Annotated in this window: 17 protein-coding genes and 1 riboswitch; of the genes, 5 read left to right on the top strand and 12 right to left on the bottom strand. The window is 71.1% G+C overall.

The features are described 5' to 3' along the window. Window positions 1-9: 9 nt before the first annotated feature. Window positions 10-3,303, bottom strand: coding sequence for a bifunctional lysylphosphatidylglycerol synthetase/lysine--tRNA ligase LysX (gene lysX, locus CHAN_RS00380; protein ID WP_290290747.1), 3,294 nt, complete (start codon window positions 3,301-3,303; stop codon window positions 10-12). Between the two features lie 332 nt (window positions 3,304-3,635). Next, the gene (locus tag CHAN_RS00375; protein ID WP_290290745.1) at window positions 3,636-4,676 is read right to left on the bottom strand and encodes an alpha/beta hydrolase family protein; all 1,041 of its coding nucleotides are present in this window, start codon (window positions 4,674-4,676) and stop codon (window positions 3,636-3,638) included. 172 nt (window positions 4,677-4,848) lie between these two features. On the opposite strand from CHAN_RS00375, the gene CHAN_RS00370 reads away from it, so the two are divergent. Continuing rightward, window positions 4,849-6,972, top strand: coding sequence for an oxidoreductase (locus CHAN_RS00370; RefSeq protein WP_290290744.1), 2,124 nt, complete (start codon window positions 4,849-4,851; stop codon window positions 6,970-6,972). Window positions 6,973-7,107: 135 nt separating this feature from the next. On the opposite strand, the gene CHAN_RS00365 is transcribed toward CHAN_RS00370, so the two are convergent. Genes CHAN_RS00365 through trhA form a run of 3 tightly spaced genes read right to left on the bottom strand, consistent with a single transcriptional unit; the run spans window position 7,108 to window position 9,189 of the window. Then, the gene (locus tag CHAN_RS00365; RefSeq protein ID WP_290290742.1) at window positions 7,108-7,779 is read right to left on the bottom strand and encodes a nitroreductase family protein; all 672 of its coding nucleotides are present in this window, start codon (window positions 7,777-7,779) and stop codon (window positions 7,108-7,110) included. Between the two features lie 30 nt (window positions 7,780-7,809). Then, a complete protein-coding gene (locus CHAN_RS00360; protein ID WP_290290739.1) occupies window positions 7,810-8,286 on the bottom strand; it encodes a methylated-DNA--[protein]-cysteine S-methyltransferase in 477 nt (158 codons plus the stop codon). 24 nt (window positions 8,287-8,310) lie between these two features. Next, a complete protein-coding gene (trhA, locus tag CHAN_RS00355; protein ID WP_153251559.1) occupies window positions 8,311-9,189 on the bottom strand; it encodes a PAQR family membrane homeostasis protein TrhA in 879 nt (292 codons plus the stop codon). A 193-nt stretch (window positions 9,190-9,382) separates the two neighbouring features. On the opposite strand from trhA, the gene CHAN_RS00350 reads away from it, so the two are divergent. Genes CHAN_RS00350 through CHAN_RS00340 form a run of 3 tightly spaced genes read left to right on the top strand, consistent with a single transcriptional unit; the run spans window position 9,383 to window position 12,679 of the window. After that, on the top strand, window positions 9,383-11,083 hold the full coding sequence (locus CHAN_RS00350) for an HsdM family class I SAM-dependent methyltransferase (protein WP_290290737.1): 1,701 nt from the start codon (window positions 9,383-9,385) through the stop codon (window positions 11,081-11,083). 2 nt (window positions 11,084-11,085) lie between these two features. Then, a complete protein-coding gene (locus tag CHAN_RS00345; protein WP_290290735.1) occupies window positions 11,086-11,994 on the top strand; it encodes a hypothetical protein in 909 nt (302 codons plus the stop codon). Continuing rightward, window positions 11,987-12,679, top strand: a complete 693-nt coding sequence (locus tag CHAN_RS00340) for a DNA-3-methyladenine glycosylase I (protein ID WP_290290733.1) — start codon at window positions 11,987-11,989, stop codon at window positions 12,677-12,679. The genes CHAN_RS00345 and CHAN_RS00340 overlap by 8 nt, the downstream gene beginning before the upstream one ends. 168 nt (window positions 12,680-12,847) lie before the next feature. On the opposite strand, the gene CHAN_RS00335 is transcribed toward CHAN_RS00340, so the two are convergent. From CHAN_RS00335 to CHAN_RS00325, 3 genes are all read right to left on the bottom strand, one after another. Then, window positions 12,848-13,750: an alpha/beta hydrolase family protein gene (locus tag CHAN_RS00335; protein ID WP_048743171.1), complete on the bottom strand. Its 903-nt coding sequence runs from the start codon at window positions 13,748-13,750 to the stop codon at window positions 12,848-12,850. A 174-nt stretch (window positions 13,751-13,924) separates the two neighbouring features. Continuing rightward, window positions 13,925-14,818, bottom strand: a complete 894-nt coding sequence (locus CHAN_RS00330) for a cation diffusion facilitator family transporter (protein WP_290290731.1) — start codon at window positions 14,816-14,818, stop codon at window positions 13,925-13,927. An 80-nt stretch (window positions 14,819-14,898) separates the two neighbouring features. Next, on the bottom strand, window positions 14,899-15,699 hold the full coding sequence (locus tag CHAN_RS00325) for an amidohydrolase family protein (protein WP_290290729.1): 801 nt from the start codon (window positions 15,697-15,699) through the stop codon (window positions 14,899-14,901). A gap of 166 nt (window positions 15,700-15,865) precedes the next feature. Here CHAN_RS00325 and CHAN_RS00320 point away from each other — a divergent pair, with 166 nt between their 5' ends. Beyond that, window positions 15,866-18,631, top strand: a complete 2,766-nt coding sequence (locus CHAN_RS00320; RefSeq protein ID WP_290290727.1) for an ATP-dependent RNA helicase — start codon at window positions 15,866-15,868, stop codon at window positions 18,629-18,631. A gap of 201 nt (window positions 18,632-18,832) precedes the next feature. Here CHAN_RS00320 and gcvH read toward each other — a convergent pair whose 3' ends face one another. From gcvH to CHAN_RS00300, 4 genes are all read right to left on the bottom strand, one after another. After that, entirely contained in the window at window positions 18,833-19,219 is a 387-nt protein-coding gene (gene gcvH / locus CHAN_RS00315; RefSeq protein WP_290290724.1) for a glycine cleavage system protein GcvH, read from the bottom strand. Window positions 19,220-19,310: 91 nt separating this feature from the next. Then, complete coding sequence (locus CHAN_RS00310; protein WP_290290722.1) at window positions 19,311-20,723, bottom strand: glycine cleavage system aminomethyltransferase GcvT; 1,413 nt, start codon at window positions 20,721-20,723, stop codon at window positions 19,311-19,313. Further along, on the bottom strand, window positions 20,716-23,841 hold the full coding sequence (gcvP, locus tag CHAN_RS00305; RefSeq protein ID WP_290290720.1) for an aminomethyl-transferring glycine dehydrogenase: 3,126 nt from the start codon (window positions 23,839-23,841) through the stop codon (window positions 20,716-20,718). Before gcvP ends, CHAN_RS00310 begins: the two co-directional genes overlap by 8 nt. Window positions 23,842-24,089: 248 nt before the next feature. Then, window positions 24,090-24,185: riboswitch (glycine riboswitch) on the bottom strand. A gap of 116 nt (window positions 24,186-24,301) precedes the next feature. Next, window positions 24,302-25,522, bottom strand: coding sequence for a glycosyltransferase 87 family protein (locus CHAN_RS00300; protein WP_290290717.1), 1,221 nt, complete (start codon window positions 25,520-25,522; stop codon window positions 24,302-24,304). Window positions 25,523-25,541 lie beyond the last annotated feature (19 nt).

Raw genomic sequence — 25,541 nt, 5'->3', positions numbered from 1 at the left:
GGCGCGGGCTCACTTCTCGTCGCGGACGAAGGGGAACGCCAGCGACTCGCGGATCGTCGCACCCGTGATCAGCATGACCACGCGGTCGACGCCCATGCCCAGGCCACCGGCCGGGGGCATGCCGAACTCGAGGGCGCGCAGGAACTCCTCGTCGACCTGCATCGCCTCCGGGTCGCCGCCGGCCGCCGCGAAGGACTGCGCCTCCAGGCGGGCGCGCTGGTCCAACGGGTCGGTCAGCTCGGTGTAGGCGGTGCCCAGCTCCACGCCCCACGCCACCAGGTCCCAGCGCTCCGTCACCGTCGGATCGGTGCGGTGCGTGCGGGTCAGCGGAGACACCGACAGCGGGAAGTCGGTGTAGAAGGTCGGGAACGTCGTGCGCTCCTCCACCAGGTGCTCGTACATCTCCAGGGCGATCTGGCCCGAGTCCCAGTCCGCGCGGGCGGGGATGTCCAGCCGCTCGCACAGGGCGCGCAGGTGTGCCTCCGGCGTGCGGCCGTCGAGATCCGGGGTTTCGATGCCCTCCGCCCGGACGGCCTCGGTGACCGCGCCGAAGAGCGTCTTGACCGGCCAGTCGCCGGAGATGTCCACCAGGTTGCCCTCCGGGTCGCGCACCACGCACTCTCCGTTGGCGGCGATGGCGGCGTCCTGGATCATCTTCTGGCAGCGCAGGCGCATGGTCTCGTAGTCGTCGTGGGCCGCGTACGCCTCGAGGATGGTGAACTCCGGATTGTGCGTGGCGTCGACGCCCTCGTTGCGGAACACCCGGCCCAGCTCGAAGACGCGGTCCACGCCGCCGCACATCAGGCGCTTGAGGTACAGCTCCGGCGCGATGCGCAGGTAAAGGTCCATGTCGTAGGCGTTGATGTGCGTGATGAACGGCCGGGCGTTGGCGCCGCCGTGCACGCGCTGCAGGATCGGCGTCTCCACCTCGAGGAAGCCGTCGCCGCCCAGCGACGTGCGCAGCGAACCCAGCACCGCCGACCGCGCCTTGAGCACCTGGCGCGAGTAGTCGCCGACGGCGAGGTCGACGTGGCGGTTGCGGGCGCGGGCCTCCGGATCGCGCAGGCCGTGGACCTTGTCCGGCAGCGGGTGCAGCGACTTGGCCTCGATGGCCCACGAGTCCGCCATCAGCGACGGTTCGCCGTTGCGGGACGTGCCGCGCTCGCCGTCGACGTAGATCAGGTCGGCGAGGTCGATGTCGCCGAGCCGGTCGAAGCTGTTCGCCCGGTCGCGCTCCAGCAGCACCTGGCATTCGCCGCGGAAGTCGCGGACCATCAGGAAGACCACGCCGCCGAAGTCGCGGCGGGCCATCACGCGGCCGGCGACGGACAGCCGCGTCCCAGGCTCGGCCGCGGCGACGTCGGCGCAGGAATCCTGCGGGACGTTGCCGACGGTCCACGGGTCGATGCCCTCGCCCTTCATGCGGTGGGCGGCGCCGATGCGCGCGCCCGTCTGCTCGGGGACGCGGCGCTCGGGAAGCCGGTTCATGCCGGCCAGCACCTCGGGCACGGCGGCGTAGGCCGCGATGGCGCCCGGGGAACGGTCGACGGCGCCGGTGAAGTCGCGCAGCGCCGACCACGTGGGCCACGGGATGAAGCCCTCGGCGATGCCGGAGGCGATGGCGACCCGGCCGACCGTGCGCGGCGACTCGAAGCACAGGTAGCGCGGCAGCCACTCGGGGCCGTAGCGGTCGTTGGAGCGGTAGAGGGTCTCCATCTGCCAGAACCGGGACAGGAAGACCAGCAGCAGGCGCCACGTGCGGCGCACCGGGCCGACGCCGAGCTCGTCCTCGGAGGCGAAGACCCGGCGGAACACGGCGAAGTTGAGGCTGATCCGCGACACCCCGATGTCCTCGCCCTCGCGGCACAGCTCCGAGACCATCAGCTCGACGCTGCCGTTGGGGGCCTCGGGCGAGCGGCGCATCAGATCCAGGGACGCGCCGGTGCGGCCCCACGGCGAGAAGCTCAGCAGGGCCACGCGCCGGTCATCGACGAGGGTCTCCACAAGCAGGCAGTCGGAATCGGCGGGGTCGCCGAGGCGGCCCAGCGCCATGGAGAAGCCGCGTTCGTCGGTGGTGTCGCGCCAGGCGTCGGCGTCGTCGGACACCGCCGCCAGTTCCTCGGCGGACAGGTCGCCGTGGCGCCGGATGCGCACCGTCGCGCCGGCGTTGCGGGCGCGGTGCACCGCCTGGCGGATGGGCTTGCGCTCGGGGCCGGTGAGGCGGAACGTCGTCGTGTCCAGGATCGCCTCGTCGCCCAGATGGAACTCCATCAGGCCGTGGCGGCGGTAGGCGCGGGCGCCCTCGCCGGAGGCGCCCATCACGGCCGGCACCCAGCCGAATTCCTCGGCGCGCGCGAGGAACGCCACGATGGCGGCGTCCCATTCCTCCGGGGAGCCGACCGGATCGCCCGAGGCCAGCGCCACGCCGACCTCCACGCGGTAGGTCACCGCGGCCAGGCCGGATTCGGCGTAGACCACCGACTTGTCGCGGCGGGTGGCGAAGTAGCCCAGCGAGTCCTCTTCGCCCCAGCGGGCCAGCAGCGCGCGCAGGGCGGTTTCGTCGTCGGCGGTCAGCGCGTTGCGGCCGGACTGGGACCGCAGCAGGACGTAGACGGCGACGATGATGACCAGCGCGCCGAGCGCGCCCAACACCAGGTCGACCCACGTCGGCGGGCGGCCGGTGGAGGCGCGGGGATCGACCAGCGACAGGCCCGCGACCTTGTTCAGCGCCCACCAGAAGCGCTCGCCCTCGGGGAGCGCCGGCGCGCGGCCGCCGTGCCCGGGGAACGCCGACACCAGGGCCCAGCCCGCGAGGACGGCGATCACGGCGCCGGCGGCCCAGGTGGCCAGGCCCCGCCACACGGCGCCCGGCCGGACGCGGGCGCGGAACTGGTCGTGCGCCAGGATCACGAACGTCAGGATCAGCGCCTGCAGCAGAGTGCCCACCGCGAACAGCCCGATGATCTCGATCTCCTCGTCCACCGGCGACATGACCCACCACTCGCCCATCATGGACACCGTCATGCCGATGACCAGCACGGTCATGGCCACCGCGATCCACCATGCGATGCGCTTGCGGCTGAAGATCCCGCCCGCCAGCAGCAGCAGCGACACCGACCACGCCAGAGAGGTTTCGGGCACCGGCAGCAGCACGGTGTCGAGCAGGATGCGCAGGCTCAGCAGCGGCCCGCGCCAGGCGGGCACGAGGCTGAACGCCAGGGCGATCAGCGCGTGGATGGTCAGCAACCACCCGTACCACGTGGGGGTGGCGTCGATGATCCGCCGCAGGACGGATGTTTTCATGATGGATCCTCGGGGACGGGGGCCCTTCCGGGCGCGGCCGTCGCGGCCGTGCGGCGGGGCCCTTTGCTACGGGCGACGATGCCGACGGCGGCATCTCGCCGCCGAGGGTACCGCCGATGAAGGGGGCACCTTGATCGGTCAACCCCAACGCTTATCAACAATCGTCTCCGATATGTGGGCATCGGGGCCGGGCGGGAACCCCGGATCACCCCCGCATGTGAGCGATGCCCGCGCCGCAACACCGCGCCCCGTCGCCCCGCGCCGCACCGGGTCAGCGCGTTCCCTTCGGTACCGCTTCGACGCCGCGCCCCGTCGCCCCGCGCCGCGCCCGGTCAGCGCAACTGCGCGAGCAGCGCCTGCTTCACCGCCCGCCATTGCGGGCCGTGGATCTCGGCCCAGGAGCCGTGCGAGGCATCGTCGAAGATGTGCGTTTCGACGGGCCGGCCGTGCCGTCGTGCGGCGGCCTCGTAGGAGATGGCCTGCTGCACGTCGACGACCGTGTCGTTGCGGCCGTGGAACACGACGGTGCGCACGCCCGGCGCGAAATACGCGATGGGAGACGTGCCGCGGTACCGATCGGGGAATTCTTCGGGCGCGCCGCCCAAAAGGGGGAGGATGAACGGATCGCCCCACCGGATCGCCCGGGCGAGGTCGTAGACGCCGCACATCGCCACGCAATTGCGGATGGGGAACGCCGGCTTCGCGCCCGGCGCGCCGTCGGGAAGCGCTTCCCTGTTCGCCGCCCACGCGGCCAGGCTGCCGCCGGCGCTGACCCCCGTGACGGCCACGCGGCCCAGATCCAGGGGCACCGGCGAGCGGGCCGCCAGGTGCGGGATGACGTCGATGGCGGCGGCGACGTCCTCGTACGTCCGCGGCCAACCGCCCTCGCCGCCGGTGCCGCGGTACTCGATGTTCCACACGGCCAATCCGGAATCGGCGAGGTCCTTCGCCTGGTGCGCGGTGCTGGCGGCCGTCGACCCGTCGGTCCAGCCGCCGCCGTGGATCATCACCACCAGCGGCACCGGGCGCGCCGACCGCACCGTGGTTCGCGCCGCCGCCTCGGCGCGGACCCCTTCGGGACCTTCCGCGCGCGTGGGCGCCGGGGCGCCCTCGACCATGGCGGGCGGGAGGTGGAGGTCGCCGAATTGGCGGGCATCGGCGCCGTAGGTCATGCGCATGGTCACCGGCGACCCGGAGTCGACGACCCTCGGCCGCACCTCCGGGCCCGGCGCGCGATGCGGGGTGCCGGCCACGCGCGACGTCGTCGACGGCGTCCCGGGGGCGTCGCCCGGCGACCCGGCGACGTCGACGACGCGCCCGGCGATCACTCCGGCGGTGGCGCCGACGGCGGCGAGCCCGAGCAATTTCAGCATGCTGCGGCGGTTCCGGTTCCCGTTGATGTGCCTCAAGCCGTCCCTCCTCCTACCCCGCCGAGGTTACCGGCGCATTCGGCGGTGGGGCGGCGACGAACCGGGCGCGGGCACCCGACGGCCACATTCGGTGATACGCGCCACATTCCCGCCGAAAAATGAGATACTCCCATACATGTCGACCACCGCGCCCAGCCCCGCTTACCCCACCCTGCTGTCGCCCATCCAGGCCGGTCCCCTGACCCTGCGCAACCGCGTCATGATGGGCTCGATGCACACCGGCTTCGAGGAACGCTCCCGGAATCTGCCCAAGCTCGCCGCCTACCTCGCCCGCCGCGCCGAAGGCGGCGCGGCGCTGCTGGTCACCGGCGGCTACGCCCCCAACGTCGAGGGCTGGCTGCTGCCGGGCGGCTCGATGATGGCGTCGAAGCGCATGGCCGACGGCCACCGCCGCGTCACCGACGCCGTCCACGCCCACGGCGCGCACGTGGTGCTGCAGGTGCTGCACGCCGGCCGCTACGGTTACCACCCGTTCATCCGCTCGGCGGAGACGTCGAAGTCGCCGATCACCCCGTTCAAGGCGCGCCGCCTGGCCGGCTTCGACGTCGAGCGCACCATCCGCGCCTACGTGCGATCGGCGAAGCTGGCGCAGCGCGCGGGCTACGACGGCATCGAGATCATGGGCTCGGAGGGCTACCTGCTCAACCAGTTCCTGGCGCGGCGCACCAACCGCCGCACCGACGAGTGGGGCGGCTCGGCGCGGCGGCGGATGTCGCTGCCCATCGAGATCGTGCGGCGCATCCGCGCGGAGGTCGGCGACGACTTCATGCTGCAGTACCGCATTTCGCTGCAGGACCTGGTCGAGGACGGCCAGACGTGGGACGAGACCGAGGAGCTCGCGGGCCGCCTGGTCGACGCCGGCGTCGATCTGCTGAACACGGGCATCGGCTGGCATGAGGCGCGGGTGCCCACCATCGTCACCTCGGTGCCGCGGGCGGCGTTCGCGGAGCTGTCCGGCCGGCTCAAGGCGGCCGTCGACGTGCCGGTGTGCGCGTCGAACCGCATCAACGACCCCGGCGTGGCGGAGGACATCCTCGCCTCCGGCCAGGCGGACATGGTGTCGCTGGCCCGCCAGATGCTGGCCGACCCGGATTTCGTGCACAAGGCCCGCGACGGCCGCGCGGACGAGATCAACACGTGCATCGCCTGCAACCAGGCCTGCCTGGACCACACCTTCGCCAACAAGAAGGTGTCCTGCCTGGTCAACCCGGTGGCGGGCCGAGAGCTGGAGCTCACCCCGCGCCCGGCGGCGACGCCGCGGCGCGTCGCCGTGATCGGCGCGGGCGTCGCCGGCCTGGCCTTCGCCGAAGCCGCCGCCGTCCGCGGCCACGACGTCGAGATCTTCGAGGCCTCCGACGCGATCGGCGGCCAGTTCCGCCTCGCCGCGGCCATCCCGGGCAAGGAGGAGTACGCCCACACGCTGCGCTACTTCTCGCGCCGCCTGGAGGTCCTCGGCGTGCCGGTGCACCTCAATCATCGCGCCACTGCGGATCAGCTTCACGACGCCTCCGCGGGTGCCGGCGACGTCGCAAAGCAGAAGGAGGACCGGGACGCCGACCCGTCGTTCGAGGCGACGCCGGTGGACGAGGTGGCCAAGCCGTTCGACCACATCGTCTACTCCGCGGGCGTGGTGCCGCGCATCCCCGAGATCCCCGGCATCGACCACGATTGCGTGATCCCCTACGACGACCTGCTGTCCGGCCGCCGCACCGCCGGCGCGCGGGTGGCGGTCATCGGTGCCGGCGGCATCGGCGTCGACGTCGCCGAGTACCTGACCCGCGAGCCGAACCAGTCGCTGGAGCAGTGGCGCCGGGCGTGGGGCGTCGTCGACCCTGCGGAGGCGCCGGGCGGGCTGGGCAAGCCGGTCGACGAAAAGCCGTTGCGCGAGGTGCATCTGCTGCAGCGCAAGCAGACGCGCATCGGCAAGGGCCTGGGCAAAACCACCGGCTGGGTGCACCGCGCCGAGCTGAAGAAGGCCGGCGTCCACCAGTACACCGGCGTCACCTACGACCGCATCGACGACGACGGCCTGCACATCACGGTCGACGGCGAGCGGAAGGTCATCGCGGTGGACAACGTCATCGTCTGCACCGGCCAGGAGTCCGACCGGTCGGCGCTGGGCGCGGGGGCGGAGGATCCGCGCATCCACGTGATCGGCGGGGCCGACGTCGCCGCGGAGCTCGACGCCAAGCGCGCCATCCGCCAGGCCGTCGAGCTGGCGGCCGAGCTGTCGCGCTGACGGTCGGGCGGTTTGCCGCCGATTCCCGCTCGGCGGCTGCCCGCCGCTGTCCGCTCGGCGGCCGCTTTCCGCTTGGCGGCTGCTTTTTCGCTTGGCGACGGCCCATGTTCCGCGTGGGCCGTCGCCAAGCTCTTTTCAGAGCGGGTACCGGTCGACGTACACCCGCCGCGCGAGCGGCAACCGGCCGGGGTCGCGGGGCGCGCCGGAGGGACGGCCCACCGCCAGCAGCAGCGCGACCGCGACATCGCGGGCGGAATCGCCGGCACCGAGGGCGCGCTTGAGCTCGGCCTCGTCGAAGCCGGTCATCGGGGAGGTGGCCCAGCCGCGGGCCTCGGCGGCCAACATGGCGAAGGACGCGGCGATCATGGCGTCGCGGATGGCGTACTCGCGGGAGCGGCCGAGGTCGCGGCGCTCCTTCTGGAAGCCGGCGATGCGGTCGCGCTTCTGCGCGGCGAAGGCGCCGTCCCACAGGCCCGACCCGATGTTCTGGGCCGCGACTTCGTCGAACGTGTCCTCCCAGCCGTCGGGCTCGGCGATGAAGGCGAGCAGCAGCGGGGCCTCGAGGACCTGGCGCTGGCCGCGCGTGGCCTCGTGCACCGCGGCGCGGACCTCAGGGTTCCGCACCCGCACGATGGCGCGGGCCTGCATGTTGAACGCCGACGGGGCGGTGAGGACCAGATCCAGGAATTCCGCGATCTCGTCTTCGGGCAACGCCTCGGGCAGGAATTCGCGGTTCGCCCGGCGGGCGCGAACCATGGCGTCGAACCGGGCGCGGAAATCGGCCGGGCCGGTGTTCGGGTCAGTCATGTGCGGTTCCTTCCGGCATGTGCGTATCCCTCACGCATTCGCGGTTCCCTCCAGTTCCAGCAGCGCCCGCTTCATGGGCTCGCCGCCGCCGTATTTGCCGATGCCCCCCGACGCCGGCACGACGCGGTGGCAGGGGATGAAGATCGCCAGCGGATTGGTCGAGCACGCCGTGCCCGCCGCCCGTGCGGCTTTCGGGTATCCGGCGGCGTCCGCCAGTCCGCCGTAGGTGACGGTCTCGCCGAAGGGGACGCGGGTCAGCGCGGCGAGCGCCCGCCCCCGGAACCCGTCGCCGAGGTCGACGTCCAGCGGAACGTCAAACTCCCGGCGCTCGCCGGCAAAGTACTCGGTGAGTTGGCGCCGCGCGACGTCCAGGATCGCCCGCGCGTCGGGGTCGTCCTCAGGCCCGTGCGGTGCGACGGGCCCGCGCAGGGACACTTCGACGAGCCCGCGCGGCGACGCGGCGAGCCCCAGCGGGCCGAGCGGGGAGTCGAACGATGTCGTGGCCATGCGCCCAGGGTAGATGCGCGGCGCCTACGCCGTGACGGCCAGCCAGATGGCGATGTGGTGCAGCGTCGCGGCGACGATGGTGGCGGCGTGGAACACCTCGTGGAAGCCGAAGAAGCGCCGCGACGGGTTGGGCCACTTCAGGGCGTAGACCAGGGCGCCGAGGGTGTAGATGAAGCCGCCGACGCCCAGCAGGATGGTCACCGCCGGGCCGAGGCCGTTCCACAGGTCCGGGATCTCCCAGATGACCAGCCAGCCCAGCAGCAGGTAGACGCCCACGCCCATCCATCTGGGGTGGTTGACCCACACGACGTTGAGCAGCACCGCGAACAGGGTGCCCGCCCAACACAGCCCGAGCAGCAGCGCGGCGCGTTCGGGTGGCAGCGCCATGACGGAGACGGGCCCGTAGGTGCCGGCGATGAACACGGCGATCATCGCGTGGTCGGCGCGGCGCCACATGAGCACCGCGGACTCGCTGCGCCACGGGCCCAGGTGGTAGAGCGCCGACACGGCCATCGAGCCGATCAGGCACACGACGTACAGCGCCGACATCCACGTGGCGATGCCCATCCCGTGCGCGGTGGCGGTGACGACGATCAGGGCGATGCCCGAGCCGAGGAAGCCCCACGTCGACCGTTCGTGGAGGACGCCGCGCAGCAGCGGGCGGGGGCCGCGGTCGTAGCGGGGTCGCCGGCGGCGCCGGGGCGTCTCCTCGGGCGGGACGTTGGGGCGCGCCTCGCGTTCCTCCGCGCTGATCGGGGCCGCGGTCGCGCCCGCCGAATCGGCCGACGCCGCCGGTCCCGCCGCACCTTCGGCGGGGACGTGCGGCGTCAGATCGATCCGGGGCGGCACGCCGGCGGTGGTCGTGGCGTCCGCGTCGTGGGCCTCGAAAGCGTCAGGTCGCATACTGGCAGCTTACGCCTGCGTAAGTGACCAAGTGCTGATAAAACGATGATTATTTGCCGCGAATGTCCCCGGCCGCTCACCCGTCGCCGGCGGGCCCGCCCGGCCCGTTCGAACGCCATGCGGTCGCGGCCTCCGGGCAATCCGCCGGGTCTGCCAACATCGGCAGGAAATCCGCCAACGTTAGGATGTTGCCATGTCCAGGGCCAGCGTCGTTCTCCGCGAAGGAGACACCCACGAGTACCGCAAGGATCGTGGCGCCTTTTTCACGCCGGTTCCCGTTGCACGCTATCTCGCGGACCGAACGGTCGGACCTTCGACTTCGTCGGTGCTGGAACCGTCGTGCGGCGAAGCAGTGTTTCTGCTCGCTGCCTCGGAGCTCACCGAATCAACCTCCCGGCACGTCAAGTTCGCCGGCATCGATCTTCACCGACCGTCCGTGGAATTTGCGCGCAGCTTGCTTAGCGACGTCGGCGTGGAAGCCGAGATGGTCGTCGGCGACTTTTTCGATGTCCCGGGAAGCCGCGGCTACGACGCGATCCTCGGAAATCCTCCATTCGTCCGTTTTCACCGTCATGCCGGCACAGCGCGCGCCAAGGCTCTGACCGCCGCACGCCGTGCAGGCGTCGAGTTGAACGAGCTCGCTTCATCCTGGGCTCCCTTCGTGGCTCACGCGACCTCGTTTCTCGCCCCCGGCGGATCCCTCGGATTCGTTCTTCCCGCCGAGTTGCTTTACGCGGATTACGCCGCCCCCATCCGGGCGATGCTCATTGATCGGTTCCGCGACATTGAACTGACCTTGTTCGATGAACGCGTTTTCCCCGATGTCCAAGAAGAAGTCGTTTTGTTGGCGGCTACCGGCTACGGCATCGGCCCCGCAGAATCAATCGACGTTCTTTCGCTTCCCGACTCGGATGCCCTGATCCAAACTTCTACGATCCAAGCCGATGATCCGCGGTCCGGTACGTCGCCTGGGCACCAAACCCGGGCTGCGATTCCCCCCGCGGCGGGCGGGAGATGGACGTCCTTCATTTCGGGGACCCGCGCCGATGAACTCATCTCGGAACAGGTCGCCGTCGGTAATTTCTCCCCTCTGTCATCGTGGGGTACAACCCGGTTGGGTGCCGTAACCGGCGCGAATAAGTTCTTCGCGATCACCAAGGCGGAACGCGAAGCTTGGGGGATTCCCGAATCCGAGGTGATGCGCATCTCGCCTCCGGGATCGAAGCATCTGCGTAATCTCGAACTTTCTGCGGAGAAATGGCGGGACCTCACCGATGACGGCCTCCCCACTCTGTTGTTCCGTCCCGATGCTTCCCCCTCTCCGGCTGCCCAACGGAAACTCCGCGAAGGCATGTCCGCCGACGTCGATCAGGCCTATAAGTGCCGTGTGCGTTCTCCGTGGTGGCGCACCCCGGTTTCCACGCCTCCGGATTTGCTGCTCACCTACATGAATGCCCGGACGCCCCAATTGGCGACGAACTCGGCGGGTGTCAGGCATCTCAACTCGATCCATGGCGTCTACCTGCACGAGCCCGTGCGGGAGCTCGCCCGAGAGTTGCTGCCGCTGGTCGCGCTGAACTCAGCGACCGCCGTCGACGCGGAATTCACCGGACGCGGATATGGCGGGGGGCTGCTCAAGCTCGAACCTGGTGAAGCCGCACGATGGGCCGTACCCTCCCCCGCTCTCGTTACTCGGATTGCCGACGATCTGCGTTCGATCAAACATGAAGTAATGGAGCTCCTGGAGGATGGCGAAGTCGATGCCGCAGTATCTCTCGTTGACGACGTCGTTTTGCCCGCGGCTGGTTTCGATGGCGCCTCAAAGCTCAGGATCATCGAAGAACGTTCCACGCTTCAAACGAGGCGCACATCCCGAAGCAAGAGGAGGAAGTAGCGATGGGCACTGGGGATGAACTGGATTCCGTTCTCGCTGCCGCGGACCTCGACGGAAATCCCTGGAAACAGGCGGAACCCGCCCCCGTCTACCGTCATTCCCCCGAGCTGCTCGCCCGTCTCATGGAGATCCCCGTCAAGGATTTCGCGACCACGCAGAGTGGTCGAGTGGCCAAAGCCGTGGACGCGTGGATAGCGCATGAATTCCGCCGAGCCGGCTTCGATCCAGATGCGGTGTGGCCGCGAGCGAGCTCTCCCCGGGTCTTGCCGACCGAGATTCGCAAGCTCTTGAATGGGTTGCCCTCCCATGCCGAGGAAGACCTGTTGAAATACATCCTCCGGTTGCCCGCGATCGCCCCAAAGGATGCCCGGTTTTTGGGTCGCGCCTACGACAAGCAGGTCGACGTTGCGATGTCCGATTGGTCTACGGGTCCCGAAATGCTGGTCTCGACCAAGCTCATGACCGCTTCCTTCGGGAAGAATCTCTCGAATCGTTTCGAAGAGGCTTACGGCGATGCCGGCAACCTTCGGGCCCGGTATCCGCTGGCCGCCGTCGGTTTTCTGTTCCTGCAACACGCATCGATCGTCGACAAGGAACCCGCGACGTTCGAGCGTTCGGTGGACATGATGCGCAAGCTCAAAGACCGGGGAGATGGAAACGGCTACACGGCAACGTGTCTGATCCTCGCCGATTGGGACATCGATGATCCTTCGACGGGCGTCACCATTCTCCCGGCCGCTGACCGCGGGCACTCCACGCTAACTCCCGACGGCACCGTGCCCGCAGATCTCGGTCCAGAGCAGTTTTTCGAGAAGCTGATCAACGGCATCCTGGAAGCCGCGCCCGTGTCCTACCACGTGCATGCGCGGGAGAAACTCGCCGGTCGTCACCTGGCGCAAGCGGATGACTGACCCTGAAATCTCCGCCGGCGCCGTTCCCGGCCCGGATGGCCGCCCGCGCACGCCGTGGGCGCTGGGCAACGCGCGGCTGCTGGCCTATTACGACGCCGAGTGGGGTGAGCCGATCCTCGACGAGCCCGGCCTGTTCGAGCGCCTGAGCCTGGAGGCCTTCCAGTCGGGGCTGTCGTGGGACGTCATCCTGGCCAAGCGCCCGGCATTCCGCGAGGTCTTCCGCGGTTTCGACCCCGATCGCGTCGCCGGGATGGGCGGCGCCGACGTCGAGGCGGCCCTCGCCGACGCCCGGATCGTGCGCAACCGCGCCAAGGTCATGGCGGCGATCGGGAATGCGCGGGCCGTCGTCAAGCTCCGGGATGCGGACGACCCGCTGGCCCGGCCCGGTTCGCTGCCGGACCACGCGCGGGCCGCTTTGCGACGGGCCGGCCTCCCCCTGCCCGCCCCCGGCCTGCCGGCGCTGATCTGGTCGCATCTGCCGCGGACGACGCCCCGTCCCGAGACCGTCGACGAGGTCCCGGCGACGTCGCCCGAGGCGACCGCGCTGGCGAAGGCGCTGAAGAAGCGGGGTTTCCGGTTCGTCGGGCCCACGACGTCGCATGCGCTGATGGAGGCCATCGGGATGGTCGACGGGCATCTCGCGGGGTCCTGGCGCCGCGGGTGCTCCGGCCTGTGGGACGAGTAGCGGGGCGGGCGGCACGCGCGACGGGGCCATGCGCACCCCAACCACCCGCAAACCCACCCCGACCAGCGAGACGGGCGGCCCGACGGGCGGGGCACCCGTGCCCAATGGCTGACGTGCCAAGCGCCCGACGGGCCGGGGGTTAAGGCGCCGGTTATGGCGCGGCGGCCGCTAGACCTTCGACTCGAACCACTCGAGCAGCTCGTCCCACTCCTTTTCGTGGCCCTTGCGGAAGTAACCGCCGTAGCCGACGCCCTGGCCGCGCGCGGGGCGGGCCTGGCGCTTCTCCACGCCGGCCGAGCCGGTCAGGCGGTCGGTGATCAGGTCCGCGGACGACTCCTCGGTCCAGTAATCGTCGGGGATGCGGATGGACAGGAACGGCTGCGTCGCGCGGGCGAAGCGGGCGTCGAAGTCGAATTCGCCGTCGGAGAAGAAGTAGTCGTTCTTCCGGGCCCACGACGCCCACTGGCGCATGACGCCCAGCGGCGGCTCGGACGTCAGCTTCCACCCCGACGCGGGGATGTGGCCGGTCAGGGTCGCGGAGATGGGGCCGATGATGTTGAACAGGGTGAACGCGCGGATCTTGCCCACCAGCGACGGCACCTTGGTGATGCGCATGCCGCGGCAGTTGATCAGCGCCGCCGCGTCGAACGTGCCCTCCGGGCCGGCGTAGGCGATGCCGTGGCCGCCGACGGCGTGGCCGACTGCGAAGTTGGGCACGCCGGGGAATTCGTCGCGCGCCCAGGAGATGACGCCGCCGACGTCCTCGGTGATCCAGTCGGACATGCGGATGTCGGCGTTCTCCGGGTCGGACTTCATGCCGGAGCGGCCGGTGCCGCGGTAGGAGTAGGTGATCACGGCGTAGCCCTTGTTGGCCACGTATTCGGCGAAGCGGTGGTAGAAGCCCTCCGGGACGCCGGTGCCGCCGTGGACGGTGATGACGCCCCGGATCGTCCCCGGGTCCTCCTGCGGCCGGAAGGCGGTGCCGCGCAGCAGCAGGCCGTCGGCGGCGGGGATGATCACGTCCCGGCGGGGCCGGGGCGCGGACTCCAGGGGGCTGGTCTCGGGGTACATGTCGTCCTTCCATGCCCCGGTGGCGGCGGGGCGCGCGTGACTGTTCGTGTGGCCCGTCACGGGCCGTTTCACCCGGGAGTCTAGGACCGGCTTTGGGCGGTCACAGGGGTTTTGCCCAATTCGGGAGAAAGGGGCTGCTTTACGACGTCACGGCGCTCGAATCGGCGGCCGCGCCTACAGATCGACGTCTCCGTAGGCGCGCTCATCCTCGATGGGCTCGAGGTGCGACGAAATGTGGACGCCGGGGAAACGGTCGCGCAGGTCGTCCTCCATCGCATGGAGGATGTCGTGGCCGTGCTCGACGGACCACTTGCCGGGCACCAGGAGGTGGAACTCGATGAACTCCTGGCGGCCGGAAACGCGCGTGCGGACCTCGTGGACGTCGATGTTGCGGGAGGGGTCGCGGTGGGAGTCGAGGATGCGGTCGACGTCGGCGCGGTCGGGGCCGTCCATCGCCCGGTCCATCAGCCCGCTGCCGGCCTCCATCAGCAGCTTGTAGCCGGTGAACAGGATGTTCAGGGCCACGAGCAGCGCGATGACCGGGTCGAGCCACCACCACTGGGTCAGCCACACCAGCAACACGCCGACGACGACGCCGGCGGAGGTCCACACGTCCGTCATCAGGTGCTTGCCGTCCGCGGTGAGGGTGATGGACCTGTGCTTGCGGCCGGCGTCGATGAGGATCAGCGCGACCACGAGGTTGACCACCGACGCGGCGACGGACAGCACCAGGCCCAGGCCGACCTGCTCGATCGGCTGCGGGTCGATCAGCCGCCCGATCGACGCGGCGATGATGAAGCCGGAGGCGACGAAGATCATCGCCCCCTCCAGCCCGGCGGAGAAGTACTCGGCCTTGGAGTGGCCGAACTCGTGGTCGTCGTCGGCGGGCTTCGCGACGACCTTCAGCACGATCAGCGCCACAACCGCCGCCACCAGGTTGACCAGCGATTCGGCGGCGTCGGAAAGCAAACCGACCGAGCCGGTGACGAAGTAGCCGGCGACCTTCATTGCGATGGTCGCGACCGCCGCGGCAACCGACAACCATGCGAAACGACTCAAATCACGCATGAGGGGAACCTTACTCGCCGTTCCGGATCACGGCTGGGGCGCAGGTTCGGGCGAAGTTTCGGGCCAAGTCCCGACGGCCCTCAGTCGAACTTGTGGAACGCCAGCGAGTTGTCGCGCATGACGCGCGGCATCTCCCATTCGCCGAGGACGTCGAGGATGACGTCGACGTCGCTGCGGTCGAAGCGCCGCGCGGCGTGGGTGCCCGGCAGGTCGGTGCCGAACATCAGCGCGCGGGGGTTGGCGGCGTGGATGCGCTCGAGGGCGTCGGCGACGGGGAATTCCAGGCGGCCGAAGCCGGACGCCTTCACCCGCACGCCCTCCGCGGCGAGCTCGACGACGCGGTCGATGCCCTGCGCCGACATGCCCAGGTGGTCGATTGCCACGGCGGGCAGCTGCGGCAGCAGGTCGGCGACCTCGGGGCGGGAGGAGACGTCGAAGTACACCTCGGTGGTCCAGCCGGCGAGGTCGTGGACCTTGCGGGCGAGGGTCTCCAGGTCGCCGACGGCCATTTCCTGGCCCTTGAACAGGTTGAAGCGGATGCCGCGGATTCCCTTGGCGTCGAGCGACAGCACGCGGTCGGCGCCGAGGTCGGTCGTGCCGGTGATGATGCCGATGAAGTTGCGCCCGTCCTCGCGCGCGAACCCCCGCGAGCGGGCCTCCAGTTCCAGTTCCTCCAGGGCCTCGCCCAGCGTCTCCTCGCGGGTCTGGGCGGAACCGCCGACGACGACGCCGCCGACGACGCGCGACCACCGGTCGACGTCGGCCATGCGGTCGGTGAGCTGCAGGTACCGGTCCACGGTGAACGGGGGCGGCGCGAAGGCCTTGTCCGGCTGCAGGTCGCGCGCCCCGATGATGTGGAAGTGGCTGTCGATGATGTCCATCGCCCCCGATACTACGTTCGCCGGTGAACGACATGTCCGGTGCCGTTCCCCCTTGGAGGGGTGGGCTCAACGGTTGCGGGGGACTCGCCTGGCGCGGCGGATTCCGCCGACGGCCCGTATTCACCGGTTGCGGGTGCGATCCGGGGCGGCTGGCATGCTGGTGGCCATGACCGGCCAGCTTCCGGCGGGTGCCCCGCCCTTCGACGTGTCCGCCATCGGCGCGGGCCTGCCCTTCACCGCCGTCGCGGGCGACCTGGATGCCGCGCTGGGTGGGTCGGTGGCGGTGGTGCAGGCGCCGCCGGGCACGGGCAAGACGACGGTCGTGCCGCCGGTGGTGGCCAATCATGTGGCGGCTCGGGCGGGGTCGGGTGCGGAGGCGCCGGGCCGCGTGATCGTGACCGCGCCGCGGCGGGTGGCCGTGCGCGCGGCGGCTCGGCGGCTGGCGGAGCTGTCGGGCGGCGAGCTCGGGGGCGCGGTCGGTTACACGGTGCGCGGCGACCGCCGGGTTTCACGGGAAACGTCGGTGGAATTCGCGACGCCGGGCGTGATCACGCGCCGTTTGCTTCGCGACGGCGACCTGCCCGGCGTCTCGGCCGTCATCCTCGACGAGGTCCACGAGCGCAATCTCGACTCCGACATTCTGCTGGGCATGCTGCGCGATTTGCGGGAGCTGCGCGATGACCTGGTGCTCGTGGCCATGTCGGCGACCGTCGATGCACCGCGGTTCGCGGGGCTGCTGGGCACGCCCGGCGCGCCGGCGCCCATCGTCGCGGCGGATTCGGTGCTGCACCCGTTGACCGTGCGGTGGGCGCCGCCGGCGGTGCCGCGGTTGGATCATCGGGGCGTGACCCGGCCATTCCTCGATCACGTGGCCGGGGAGGCGGCGCGGGCGCTGGAGGAGGCGCCCGATGGCGGCGACGTCCTCGTCTTCGTCCCGGGCGTCCGCGAGGTCGAGCATGTCGTCGGGGCGCTCGGGCGCATGGAGTTGGGCGGCGGTGATCCCGGCCGCCCGGGCTCCTCGGGCGCAGATGCTTCGGGCGGCGCGGATTCCCGCGGCGTCGAAATCCTGGCCCTCCACGGCCAACTGCGCGCCGGCGAGCAGGACCGCGTGGTCCGCGGCGGCTCCCCGGGCGGGCCGCGCAGGATCATCGTGTCCACGGCCATCGCCGAGTCCTCGTTGACGGTGCCGGGGGTTCGTGCGGTGGTGGACGCCTGCCTGTCCCGCGGCCCGCGCCTGGATCTGGCGCGCGGGATGTCCGGGCTGGTCACCACGTCGTGCGCGAAGTCGTCGGCGGAGCAGCGCGCCGGCCGCGCCGCCCGCCTCGGCCCCGGCGTGGCGGTGCGGTGCATCGGCGAGTCCGAATGGGCCGGCCTGGACGCCTGGCCCGCGCCCGAAATCGCCGTCGCCGATCTGACCCGCGCCATGCTCGACGTCGCCGCGTGGGGCACTCCCGGCGCGGTCGGCCTGCCGCTTCCCGACGCTCCCCCGCCCCGCCACGTCGCCGCCGCCCACGGGACGCTCGCCGCGCTCGGCGCCATCGAACTTGCCGCCATCCACTCCGCTGCCATGGACCCCGGCGCCATAGATCCCGGCCGCGCCGCCGTCGGGGCCGAACCCGCGACCGACGCCCGCATCACCGATCTGGGCAAAGTCCTCGCCGAACTGCCCGTCGACCCGCGCCTCGGCCGTGCGCTGTTGGCGGGCACGGCGGTCCTCGGCGCGAAGCGGGCGGCGGAGGCGGTGTCGCTTCTCGACGAATCCCCCCGCGGCGACCTCACCCGCGCCACTGGCCGGGGCGAACGCGGCCGCAATCGCTCCGGCGCGGATGCCTCCCGCCTCATGCGGCTGGCGGGTGAACATTCCGCCGCCGTCGACGCCGTCGCCGAGACCATGCCCCCGCTGCCCGACGCCGTGCCCACCCGTTCCACGGCAGACGCCATCGCGCTGGTCACGGCCCTGGCCTGGCCGGATCGCCTGGCCAAGCGACGTTCGGCGCAATCCGACGAATACCTCTTCACCGGCGGCACCGCCGCCACCGCCCCTCCGGAGCTGCGCGGGCATGACTGGCTGGCCGTCGCCGACGTCGGCCGCGCCGGCGGTCGCCTCGCGGGCCGGGCGGGCGCGGTCATCCGCGCGGCGGCACCGGCGTCCCGGGAATTGGCGTGCTGGGCTGCATCGGGGCTGTCGGCCGAAGGGGTGGAGGTGGGCGTCGCAAAGCCGAATCCCGATGCGAAGCCGAAGGTCACCGCCCGGCGCCGGGAGCTGCTCGGCGCGATCGAGCTGGGCGCGCACCCGCTCGCGCCCGACGCCGAGCAGTGCCGTCGGGCGTGGCGGGAATTGTTCGCGAAGGACCCGGCGGCGCTGCGCACGCACGTGGGGTTGTCGAAGGACGCCGATGCTTTGCGACGCCGCCTTGCCCTCCTGCACCGTGACATCGGCGACCCATGGCCCGATGTGAGCGATGCCGGGCTTGCCGTGCGGGCCGAGGAACTGCTCGGGGCGGCGATGGCGGAGACCTCGCCGAAGCCGATCGGCGTCGACCAGTTGCGGGGGCTGCTGCCGTGGCCGGAGGCGGCGCGGCTCGATGAGCTGGTGCCCGAACGCCTCGAGGTGCCGAGCGGGTCGCGCATCCGCGTCGATTATCCCGAGGTCGGGGCGGCGGCGGAGGCACCGCCGGTGCTCGCCGCGAAGCTGCAGGAGTGTTTCGGACTGGCGGACACCCCGGCGCTCGTCGATGGCCGCGTGCCCGTCCAGTTGCAGCTGCTGTCGCCGGCGGGGCGGCCGCTGGCGGTGACGCAGGACCTGCGCAGCTTCTGGGATGGGCCGTATGCGCAGGTCAGAGCCGAGATGCGCGGCCGCTACCCCAAGCACCCGTGGCCCGAGGACCCGTGGACCGCGCAGGCGACGAAACGGACGAACCGGCGGAAGTAGGGCCGGGGGCGGTCGAGGGGCAGACTGCGCAGCCCGACCGCCGTCTACCCGGCCGGTGAAGCGCCCCGACCGCACGCGGACCCACCCCGAATGCGTTGACCCACCCCCTAAAACAGGTGGGTTAGCGCATTCGGGGTGGGTTAACGAGGGCGGCTGCGATGACCGGGCGGCCCGAAGGCGGGACCGGCCCCGCCGCCGGGCTCAGTCGTCGTTCTCGGCGGCGTAGGCCTCGGCGTCCATGAGCGGCCCGACCTCGGTGACGCGGATTTCGTAGATCCAGCCTTCGCCGTAGGGGTCGTCGTTGATGACGGCCGCCGAGTCCTCCAGGTCCTCGTTGACGGCCACGACCTCTCCGGACACCGGCGCGTAGATGTCGGACACCGACTTGGTGGACTCGACTTCGCCGCAGGGCTCGCCGGCTTCGGCTTGCGCGCCGATCTCGGGCAGTTCGACGTAGACGATTTCGCCGAGCTGGTCGGCGGCGTACTGGGTGATCCCGACTCGCACGACGTCGCCGGGGTTGACGTCGGTGGAGTTCACCCACTCGTGTTCGGCGGAGTAGAGGTAGTCGGTGGGCAGGTCGGCCATGGTGGTTCCTCCTGGTCTGGGCCCCGTCGGGGCGGTCGGTTCAATTGTGTCGGATGGTGGTCGGTCGTGCCCGGCGTTTGCCGGGCGGGCTTCAGGGGCGCGTGTAGAACGGGGGCTTGACGACGACGTACGGCAACGCCTTTCCCCGCACGTCCACGGACACGGCCGCTCCTTCGATGGGCGTGGGCTTGGCGGGGTCGTCCGCGGCGAGCAGCCCGGCGGCGATCCCCGCTTCCGCGTCGACGTAGGCCAGGGCGATGGGGTGGCCCAGCGTCGGTGAGAGGGCTCCGGAGGTGACTTCGCCGATGGCGGTGCCGTCGGCGTCGACAAGCGGATACCCGGCCCGCGCGGCGCGGCGGCCCTCGCCGGCGAGGGCGATGAGTACCTTCGCCGGGCCGGACTGCTTGGCCTCGACGATGGCGTCGCGGCCGACGAAGTCCGGCTTCGATTTCGTGGCGGCGAGGATCCCCAGCCCGGCGTCGACGGGCGTGACCTCGCGGGACAGTTCATTGCCGTACAGCGGCATGCCGGCCTCCAGGCGCAGCGTGTCGCGGGAGGCGAGGCCGCAGGGCACGGCCACGGGGAGGCCGTCGCCGCTCCCATCACTGTCGGCGCGCCCATCACTGTCGCCGCTCCCGTCCGCGGCACCGGCGCCGAGCTGCGCCGCGGCCGCCATGACGGCGTCCCACGTGGCGCGGGCACCGTCGTTGGCCACGAAGATTTCGAACCCGTCTTCGCCGGTGTAGCCGGTGCGGGCGAGGAGAACGGGGATGTCCGTGCCATCACCCGGGCCGCCCTCACCTGCGCCGTCGCCTGCGCGGATCACGCCCGGCAGCGCGGCGTAATAGCCCAGGCCGGCGACGGTCGGGGCGGCATCGCCGGAAGCGCCATCCGAGGTGGCGGCTGCATCAGAGTCACCGTCCAAACCTCCGGCCGGGACGACGACGGCCGCGACGATCTCCTCGGCGCGCGGCCCCTGCACGGCGATGAGCGCCGTTTCGAGTGTCTCGTCCGCGATGGCGCAGTCGAAGGCACCGCCACCGCGGCGCGAATGCAGTTCGGCCACGACGGTCGGGGCGTTGCCGGCGTTGGGCACGACCAGGAATTCCTCGTCGCCCAGGCGGTAGACGATCAGGTCGTCGATGATGCCGCCATCGGCGTCGCAGATCATCGAATATTTCGCCTTCCCCACCGCCACGGCGGAGATGCGCGAGATCAACGCATGGTCCAGGAACGCCGCGGCGTCCGGGCCCGTGATGCGGACCTCGCCCATGTGCGACAGGTCGAAGACGCCGGCGGACTCGCGCACCGCGCGGTGCTCCTCCAGCTCCTTGCCGTACCTGAGCGGCATGTCCCAGCCGCCGAAGTCGGTGAACCGGGCACCCAGCTCGGCGTGCAGATCATGCAGCGCGGTCACCTTCGTCGTCGCCCGTCCGGTCTCCTCCGGAGAAGCCTGTCCGGCCCCTTCCGGGGTCGCCTGCGGGGTGGTGTTCGCGTCACTCATCGTCGGACTCCTCATCCTTGGCGTCGTTGGCGGCGGCCCCGATGTCGAAGGCCTCGATCGGCGGGCAGGAACACATCAGGTTGCGGTCGCCGTAGGCGTTGTCGATGCGCCGCACCGGCGGGAAGTACCTGTCCGCGCGCAGCGAATCAACGGGGAACGCGGCCTTTTCGCGGCTGAACTTCCCGCCGCCGACGGCGTCGTCGAAATCGCCGCGCAGCAGCGACGCCGCAGTGAACGGCGCCGCCCGCAGCACGGACTCCTCGGCGCTGACCTCGCCCGCGATGACCTCGTCGATTTCGGCGCGGATCACGCGCATCGCCTCGATGAAGCGGTCCAGCTCGCCCTTGTCCTCCGACTCGGTCGGCTCGACCATCAGCGTGCCGGGCACGGGGAACGCCAGCGTCGGGGCGTGGAAGCCGAAGTCCATCAGTCGCTTGGACACGTCCTCGGCCGTGATGCCGGACTTCTTGGCCAGGTCTCGCACGTCGAGGATGCATTCGTGGGCCACCAGGCCGTCATCGCCGACGTAGAGCGTCGGGAAGGAATCCGCCAGCGCCCTGGACACGTAATTGGCGTTGACCAGCGCCATCCGCGACGCCTCGGTCAAGCCCTCGGCGCCCATCATGGCGATGTAGGTCCACGAGATCGGCAGCACCCCGGCCGACCCGTACCGCGCCGCCGACACGGGCCGGCCGGACGCGTCCGCCGCCGGGCCGTCGGAAAGCGTGCCATCGGAAAGCGAACCGCCGGAAAGCAGCTCGTCCGACAGCGGGTCGGCGGGCAGGAAGGGCACCAGGTGCTCGGCCACGCACACCGGGCCGACGCCCGGCCCGCCGCCGCCGTGCGGGATGGTGAAGGTCTTGTGCAGGTTCAGGTGCGACACGTCGCCGCCGAACTCGCCCGGCTGCGCCAGCCCGACCAGCGCGTTGAGGTTCGCGCCATCGATGTAGACCTGCCCGCCGGCGGCGTGGACGCGGTCGCAGACCTCGCGGACGTGCCCCTCGAACACGCCGTGCGTGGACGGGTAGGTGATCATGATCGCCGCAACGCGGTCGCCGTGCTCGGCCAGTTTCGCGTCCAGGTCGCCGAGGTCGATGGAGCCGTCGCCCGCATTCGCCACGGCCACGACCTTCAGGCCGGCCAGCGCCGCCGACGCCGCGTTCGTGCCGTGCGCCGAGGCGGGGATGAGCACGATGTCGCGACCTTCGTCGCCGCGCGACACGTGGTACCGGCGGATGGCCAGCAGCCCGGCGAACTCGCCCTGCGACCCCGCGTTGGGCTGCACCGACACCTTCGCGTAGCCGGTGATCAGCGCCAGGCGCTCCTCCAGGTCGGCGATGAGCTCGAGCCATCCGGCGGCCTGATCCTCCGGCACCATCGGGTGGATGCCGGCGAACTCCGGCCACGTGATCGGCTCCATGGACACTGCGGCGTTGAGCTTCATGGTGCACGAGCCCAGGGGGATCATCGTGCGGTCCAGCGCCAGGTCGCGGTCGGCGAGCCGGCGCAGGTAGCGCATCATCTGCGTCTCGGAGCGGATGGTGCGGAAGATCGGGTGGGCGAGGATGTCGTCGTCGCGCAGCAGACCGGCCAACGGCCCGTCCCCGGGGGCGTACTTTGCGACGGTGCCCGCCACATCATGCTCGCCCGGCTCGTCGCCGGCACCGGGGCCGCCGGCGATGGCCGCGACCAGCGCCGCGACGTCGGCGTCGGTGGTGGATTCGCCGATGGAGACGCCCACGACGTCATCGGAGACGCGGCGCAGGTTGAAGCCCGCGTCGAGTGCGGCGGCGAGCACGACGTCGGCGCCGGCGCGGCCCGAATCGGAGCGGGCGGAGACGTCGACGGCGATGGTGTCGAAGAACCTGCCGTGCACCGGCTCGAATCCCCGGTCGGCCAGCAGCTCGGCGAGCGCGGCGGCGCGGCCGTGGATGGCGGCGGCGATTTCGCGCAGCCCCTCCGGCCCATGCCACACGGCGTAGAAGCCGGCGACGACGGCCAGCAGCGCCTGGGCGGTGCAGATGTTCGACGTCGCGCGGTCGCGGCGGATGTGCTGCTCGCGGGTCTGCAGAGCCAGGCGATAGGCGGGGGCGCCGTCGGCGTCGACGGACACGCCCACCAGGCGGCCGGGCAGTTTGCGCTGCAGAGATTCCGTGCAGGACATGAACCCGGCGTGCGGGCCGCCGAAGAACAGGGGCACGCCGAAGCGCTGCGCCGAACCGACGGCGATGTCGGCTCCGAGCGATCCGGGCGAGGCGATGAGCACCTGCGCCAGCAGATCGCACGCGACGGCGACCAGGCCGCCGGCCTCCTTCGCCGAAGCGATGGGGGCGGTCAGGTCGCGGATCTCACCGGTGGTGCCGGGATTCGACAGGACGACGCCGATCAGCGGCACGGCACCGCCGGCGGCTCCATCCCCGGACCCGTCTCCGGCCTTCCCGGCACCGTCTGCCCCGGTCGAGTCTCCCCCGGACCCGTCTCCCCCGGTCGCGGCTGCCAGGGCGGCGCCGATGTCGTCGCCGATCTCGGTGACGCGCACGTCGATTCCGGCGGCCTCCGCGCGGGCGAGCGTCACGGTCAGGCTCTGCCGGTGCAGCGCCGCATCCAGCAGGACCACGCCGCCCTTCTTCGCCGCCTTCGCATTGCCGCGGGCCATCATCTGGACGGCTTCGGCGACGGCGGTGGCTTCGTCGAGAAGCGACGCGCCCGCCACCGGCAGGCCGGTCAGGTCGGAGACGGCGGTCTGGAAGTTGAGCAGGGCCTCCAGCCGCCCCTGGGAGATTTCCGGCTGGTACGGCGTGTAGGCCGTGTACCAGCCGGGGTTCTCCACGACGTTGCGGCGGATCACCGCCGGCGTGACGGTGTCGTAGTAGCCGGCACCGATGAGCTGCTTTTTCAGGGTGTTCTTCGCCGCGAAGCCGCGGAGCGAGGCGAGGGCGGCGGTTTCGTCGAGGGCGTCGGGCAGCGGCGTCGCCTCGGTTTGGGCGATGTCGGCGGGCAGGGCGGCCGCGGCGAGTTCCGCGGCGGAGCCGTAGCCGAGGAATTCGAGCATCTCGGCGGTGCCGGCGGGGTCGGGGCCGATGTGGCGGTGGACGAAGGCGTCGTGCGGTGTGGCCATGGATTGGGCCTTCCGGTGGCGGGGGCGGTGGTCGGAGTTTCCGGTCCTCCGCCGTCGCCGCCGCCATGAGTCGGGGCGCGCCGGAGCACCGGGGCCCTCCCCGCTCTGTCGCGTGTGCCTGAGAGCTTTAACCGGCGCGGCTGCCGCGCCGCCGCCGCGAGGGGTGCGGTGCGGGGTGCGGTGGGCGCCGAGTTTCTCCTTCGGCGGTCACGGCGCAGACGAGTGCGCGCGACTCTTTCCAGAGGTGCCTCGCTGTGACGGTGCTGGTGCCTGAGAGTGTCCCGGGGAGGATTTGCCCCTACGGCGGCCGGGCGTGGTGCGCCGGCCTCTCCCGCCGCAGCTGGTGGCGGCTATGCGGTTGTCGCGTGCGGGGCGGCGTGGTTTCCGCCGCCCCTCGTTGCGCCCGCGATATTACCCGCGTCACACCGGGCGGCCACGGATTTCGGGTGGATTTTCCGGGTCAGGCCGCTTGTGGCTTTGCGACGTCGTCGTCAAGCCCGCGCGGCCCGTTCCCCGGAGCCGCCGCCCGCAACGCGCAGGCGATGAGCGCGACGAAGGCGATGCCGCCGAAGATGCCCTGCAGGTTGCCCCACACCCATTCGGCCGGGTTGAGGGCGTGCCCCCAGGGGTTGCCGGGGAAGGTGCCGTAGGGCGCGAGCAGGTGCGCGACGTAGAAGCCGACGGCCAGCGCGATCTGCCACGGGCGGCGCAGGGTGAAGATCAGCGGCAGGAAGATCATGGTGATCGACCAGTGGTGGCTGACCGTGTACGGGCCGACGAAGCACACCGCCAGCGCCACCACGGCCAGCGACGCCACCCGCAGGCCGCGGCGCTCGAAGCGGTACGCGGCGATGCCCGCCAGGATCGCGCCGACGACGAAGCACGCCATGACGATGATGTTCAGCGCCGGATCCTGGATCGTGGCGCGGGCCAGCAGGCCGGACAGGGCCTGGTTGGCTTCGTAGGTGGGGGCGCCGCCGCGGTTGCCCTCGAAGAACTCGTCGGTCCAGAAGTAGATGGACTCCCGGAAACGGATGGCGAAGCCGATGGCGGCGGTGGCCAGGAACCACAGGAAGCTGGTGAGCACCGCGCGGTAGTCCTTGCGCACCAGGAAGATCAGCGCGTAGGCGGCCGGGGTGATCTTGATGCCCGCGGCGATGCCGATGCCCAGGCCGCGCAGTTTCTTGGGCAGGAAGCCCAGGACGTCGGCGACGACGAGCAGCGCCAGGAAGACGTTGATCTGGCCGAAGTTGATGTTCTCCAGCAGCGGGTCGAGCACGAGCGCAGGGCCCAGCAGCAGCGCCGCGACCGCCTTCGGCGCGGGCACGCCCAGGCGCGTGGCGACCATCCACAGCATCGCCCACACCGCGGCGACCGTGCCGGCGGTCCAGATGATCTGCAGCGTCACCGGCCCCGCCCACGTCAGCGGATAGAACAGCAGCGCCGCGAAGGGCGGGTAGATGAAGCGGTAGCCCGAGCGGGTGGGGAAATCCTCCGAATAGAGGTCCTGGCCGCGGCGCAGGGCCCAGCCGGCGTCCTGGAAAACCTCGACGTCCATCATGTAATACGTTGCCGCGCGGTACATCTGGAAACCGACGACGGCGATGGCGAAGATGGCGCCGACGACGGCGATGAGGCGGCGCCAACGGTCGGGCAGCGCGATCAAGCGATCCTGGAGCATGAATCGAACGTACCGCACG

Origin of the sequence: Corynebacterium hansenii, from assembly GCF_030408795.1 — a bacterium.
In the GTDB taxonomy this organism is placed as follows: Bacteria; Actinomycetota; Actinomycetes; order Mycobacteriales; family Mycobacteriaceae; genus Corynebacterium; species Corynebacterium hansenii.
The sequence above is the reverse complement of the archived record's forward strand: the minus strand, read 5'-3'. Positions and strand labels throughout refer to the sequence as shown.

Bases quoted from the DNA above. Each gene is read 5' to 3' on its own strand.
- lysX (WP_290290747.1), bottom strand. From the start codon at position 3,303: ATGAAAACATCCGTCCTGCGGCGGATCATCGACGCCACCCCCACGTGG.
- CHAN_RS00375 (WP_290290745.1), bottom strand. From the start codon at position 4,676: ATGCTGAAATTGCTCGGGCTCGCCGCCGTCGGCGCCACCGCCGGAGTG.
- CHAN_RS00370 (WP_290290744.1), top strand. From the start codon at position 4,849: ATGTCGACCACCGCGCCCAGCCCCGCTTACCCCACCCTGCTGTCGCCC.
- CHAN_RS00365 (WP_290290742.1), bottom strand. From the start codon at position 7,779: ATGACTGACCCGAACACCGGCCCGGCCGATTTCCGCGCCCGGTTCGAC.
- CHAN_RS00360 (WP_290290739.1), bottom strand. From the start codon at position 8,286: ATGGCCACGACATCGTTCGACTCCCCGCTCGGCCCGCTGGGGCTCGCC.
- trhA (WP_153251559.1), bottom strand. From the start codon at position 9,189: ATGCGACCTGACGCTTTCGAGGCCCACGACGCGGACGCCACGACCACC.
- CHAN_RS00350 (WP_290290737.1), top strand. From the start codon at position 9,383: ATGTCCAGGGCCAGCGTCGTTCTCCGCGAAGGAGACACCCACGAGTAC.
- CHAN_RS00345 (WP_290290735.1), top strand. From the start codon at position 11,086: ATGGGCACTGGGGATGAACTGGATTCCGTTCTCGCTGCCGCGGACCTC.
- CHAN_RS00340 (WP_290290733.1), top strand. From the start codon at position 11,987: ATGACTGACCCTGAAATCTCCGCCGGCGCCGTTCCCGGCCCGGATGGC.
- CHAN_RS00335 (WP_048743171.1), bottom strand. From the start codon at position 13,750: ATGTACCCCGAGACCAGCCCCCTGGAGTCCGCGCCCCGGCCCCGCCGG.
- CHAN_RS00330 (WP_290290731.1), bottom strand. From the start codon at position 14,818: ATGCGTGATTTGAGTCGTTTCGCATGGTTGTCGGTTGCCGCGGCGGTC.
- CHAN_RS00325 (WP_290290729.1), bottom strand. From the start codon at position 15,699: ATGGACATCATCGACAGCCACTTCCACATCATCGGGGCGCGCGACCTG.
- CHAN_RS00320 (WP_290290727.1), top strand. From the start codon at position 15,866: ATGACCGGCCAGCTTCCGGCGGGTGCCCCGCCCTTCGACGTGTCCGCC.
- gcvH (WP_290290724.1), bottom strand. From the start codon at position 19,219: ATGGCCGACCTGCCCACCGACTACCTCTACTCCGCCGAACACGAGTGG.
- CHAN_RS00310 (WP_290290722.1), bottom strand. From the start codon at position 20,723: ATGAGTGACGCGAACACCACCCCGCAGGCGACCCCGGAAGGGGCCGGA.
- gcvP (WP_290290720.1), bottom strand. From the start codon at position 23,841: ATGGCCACACCGCACGACGCCTTCGTCCACCGCCACATCGGCCCCGAC.
- CHAN_RS00300 (WP_290290717.1), bottom strand. From the start codon at position 25,522: ATGCTCCAGGATCGCTTGATCGCGCTGCCCGACCGTTGGCGCCGCCTC.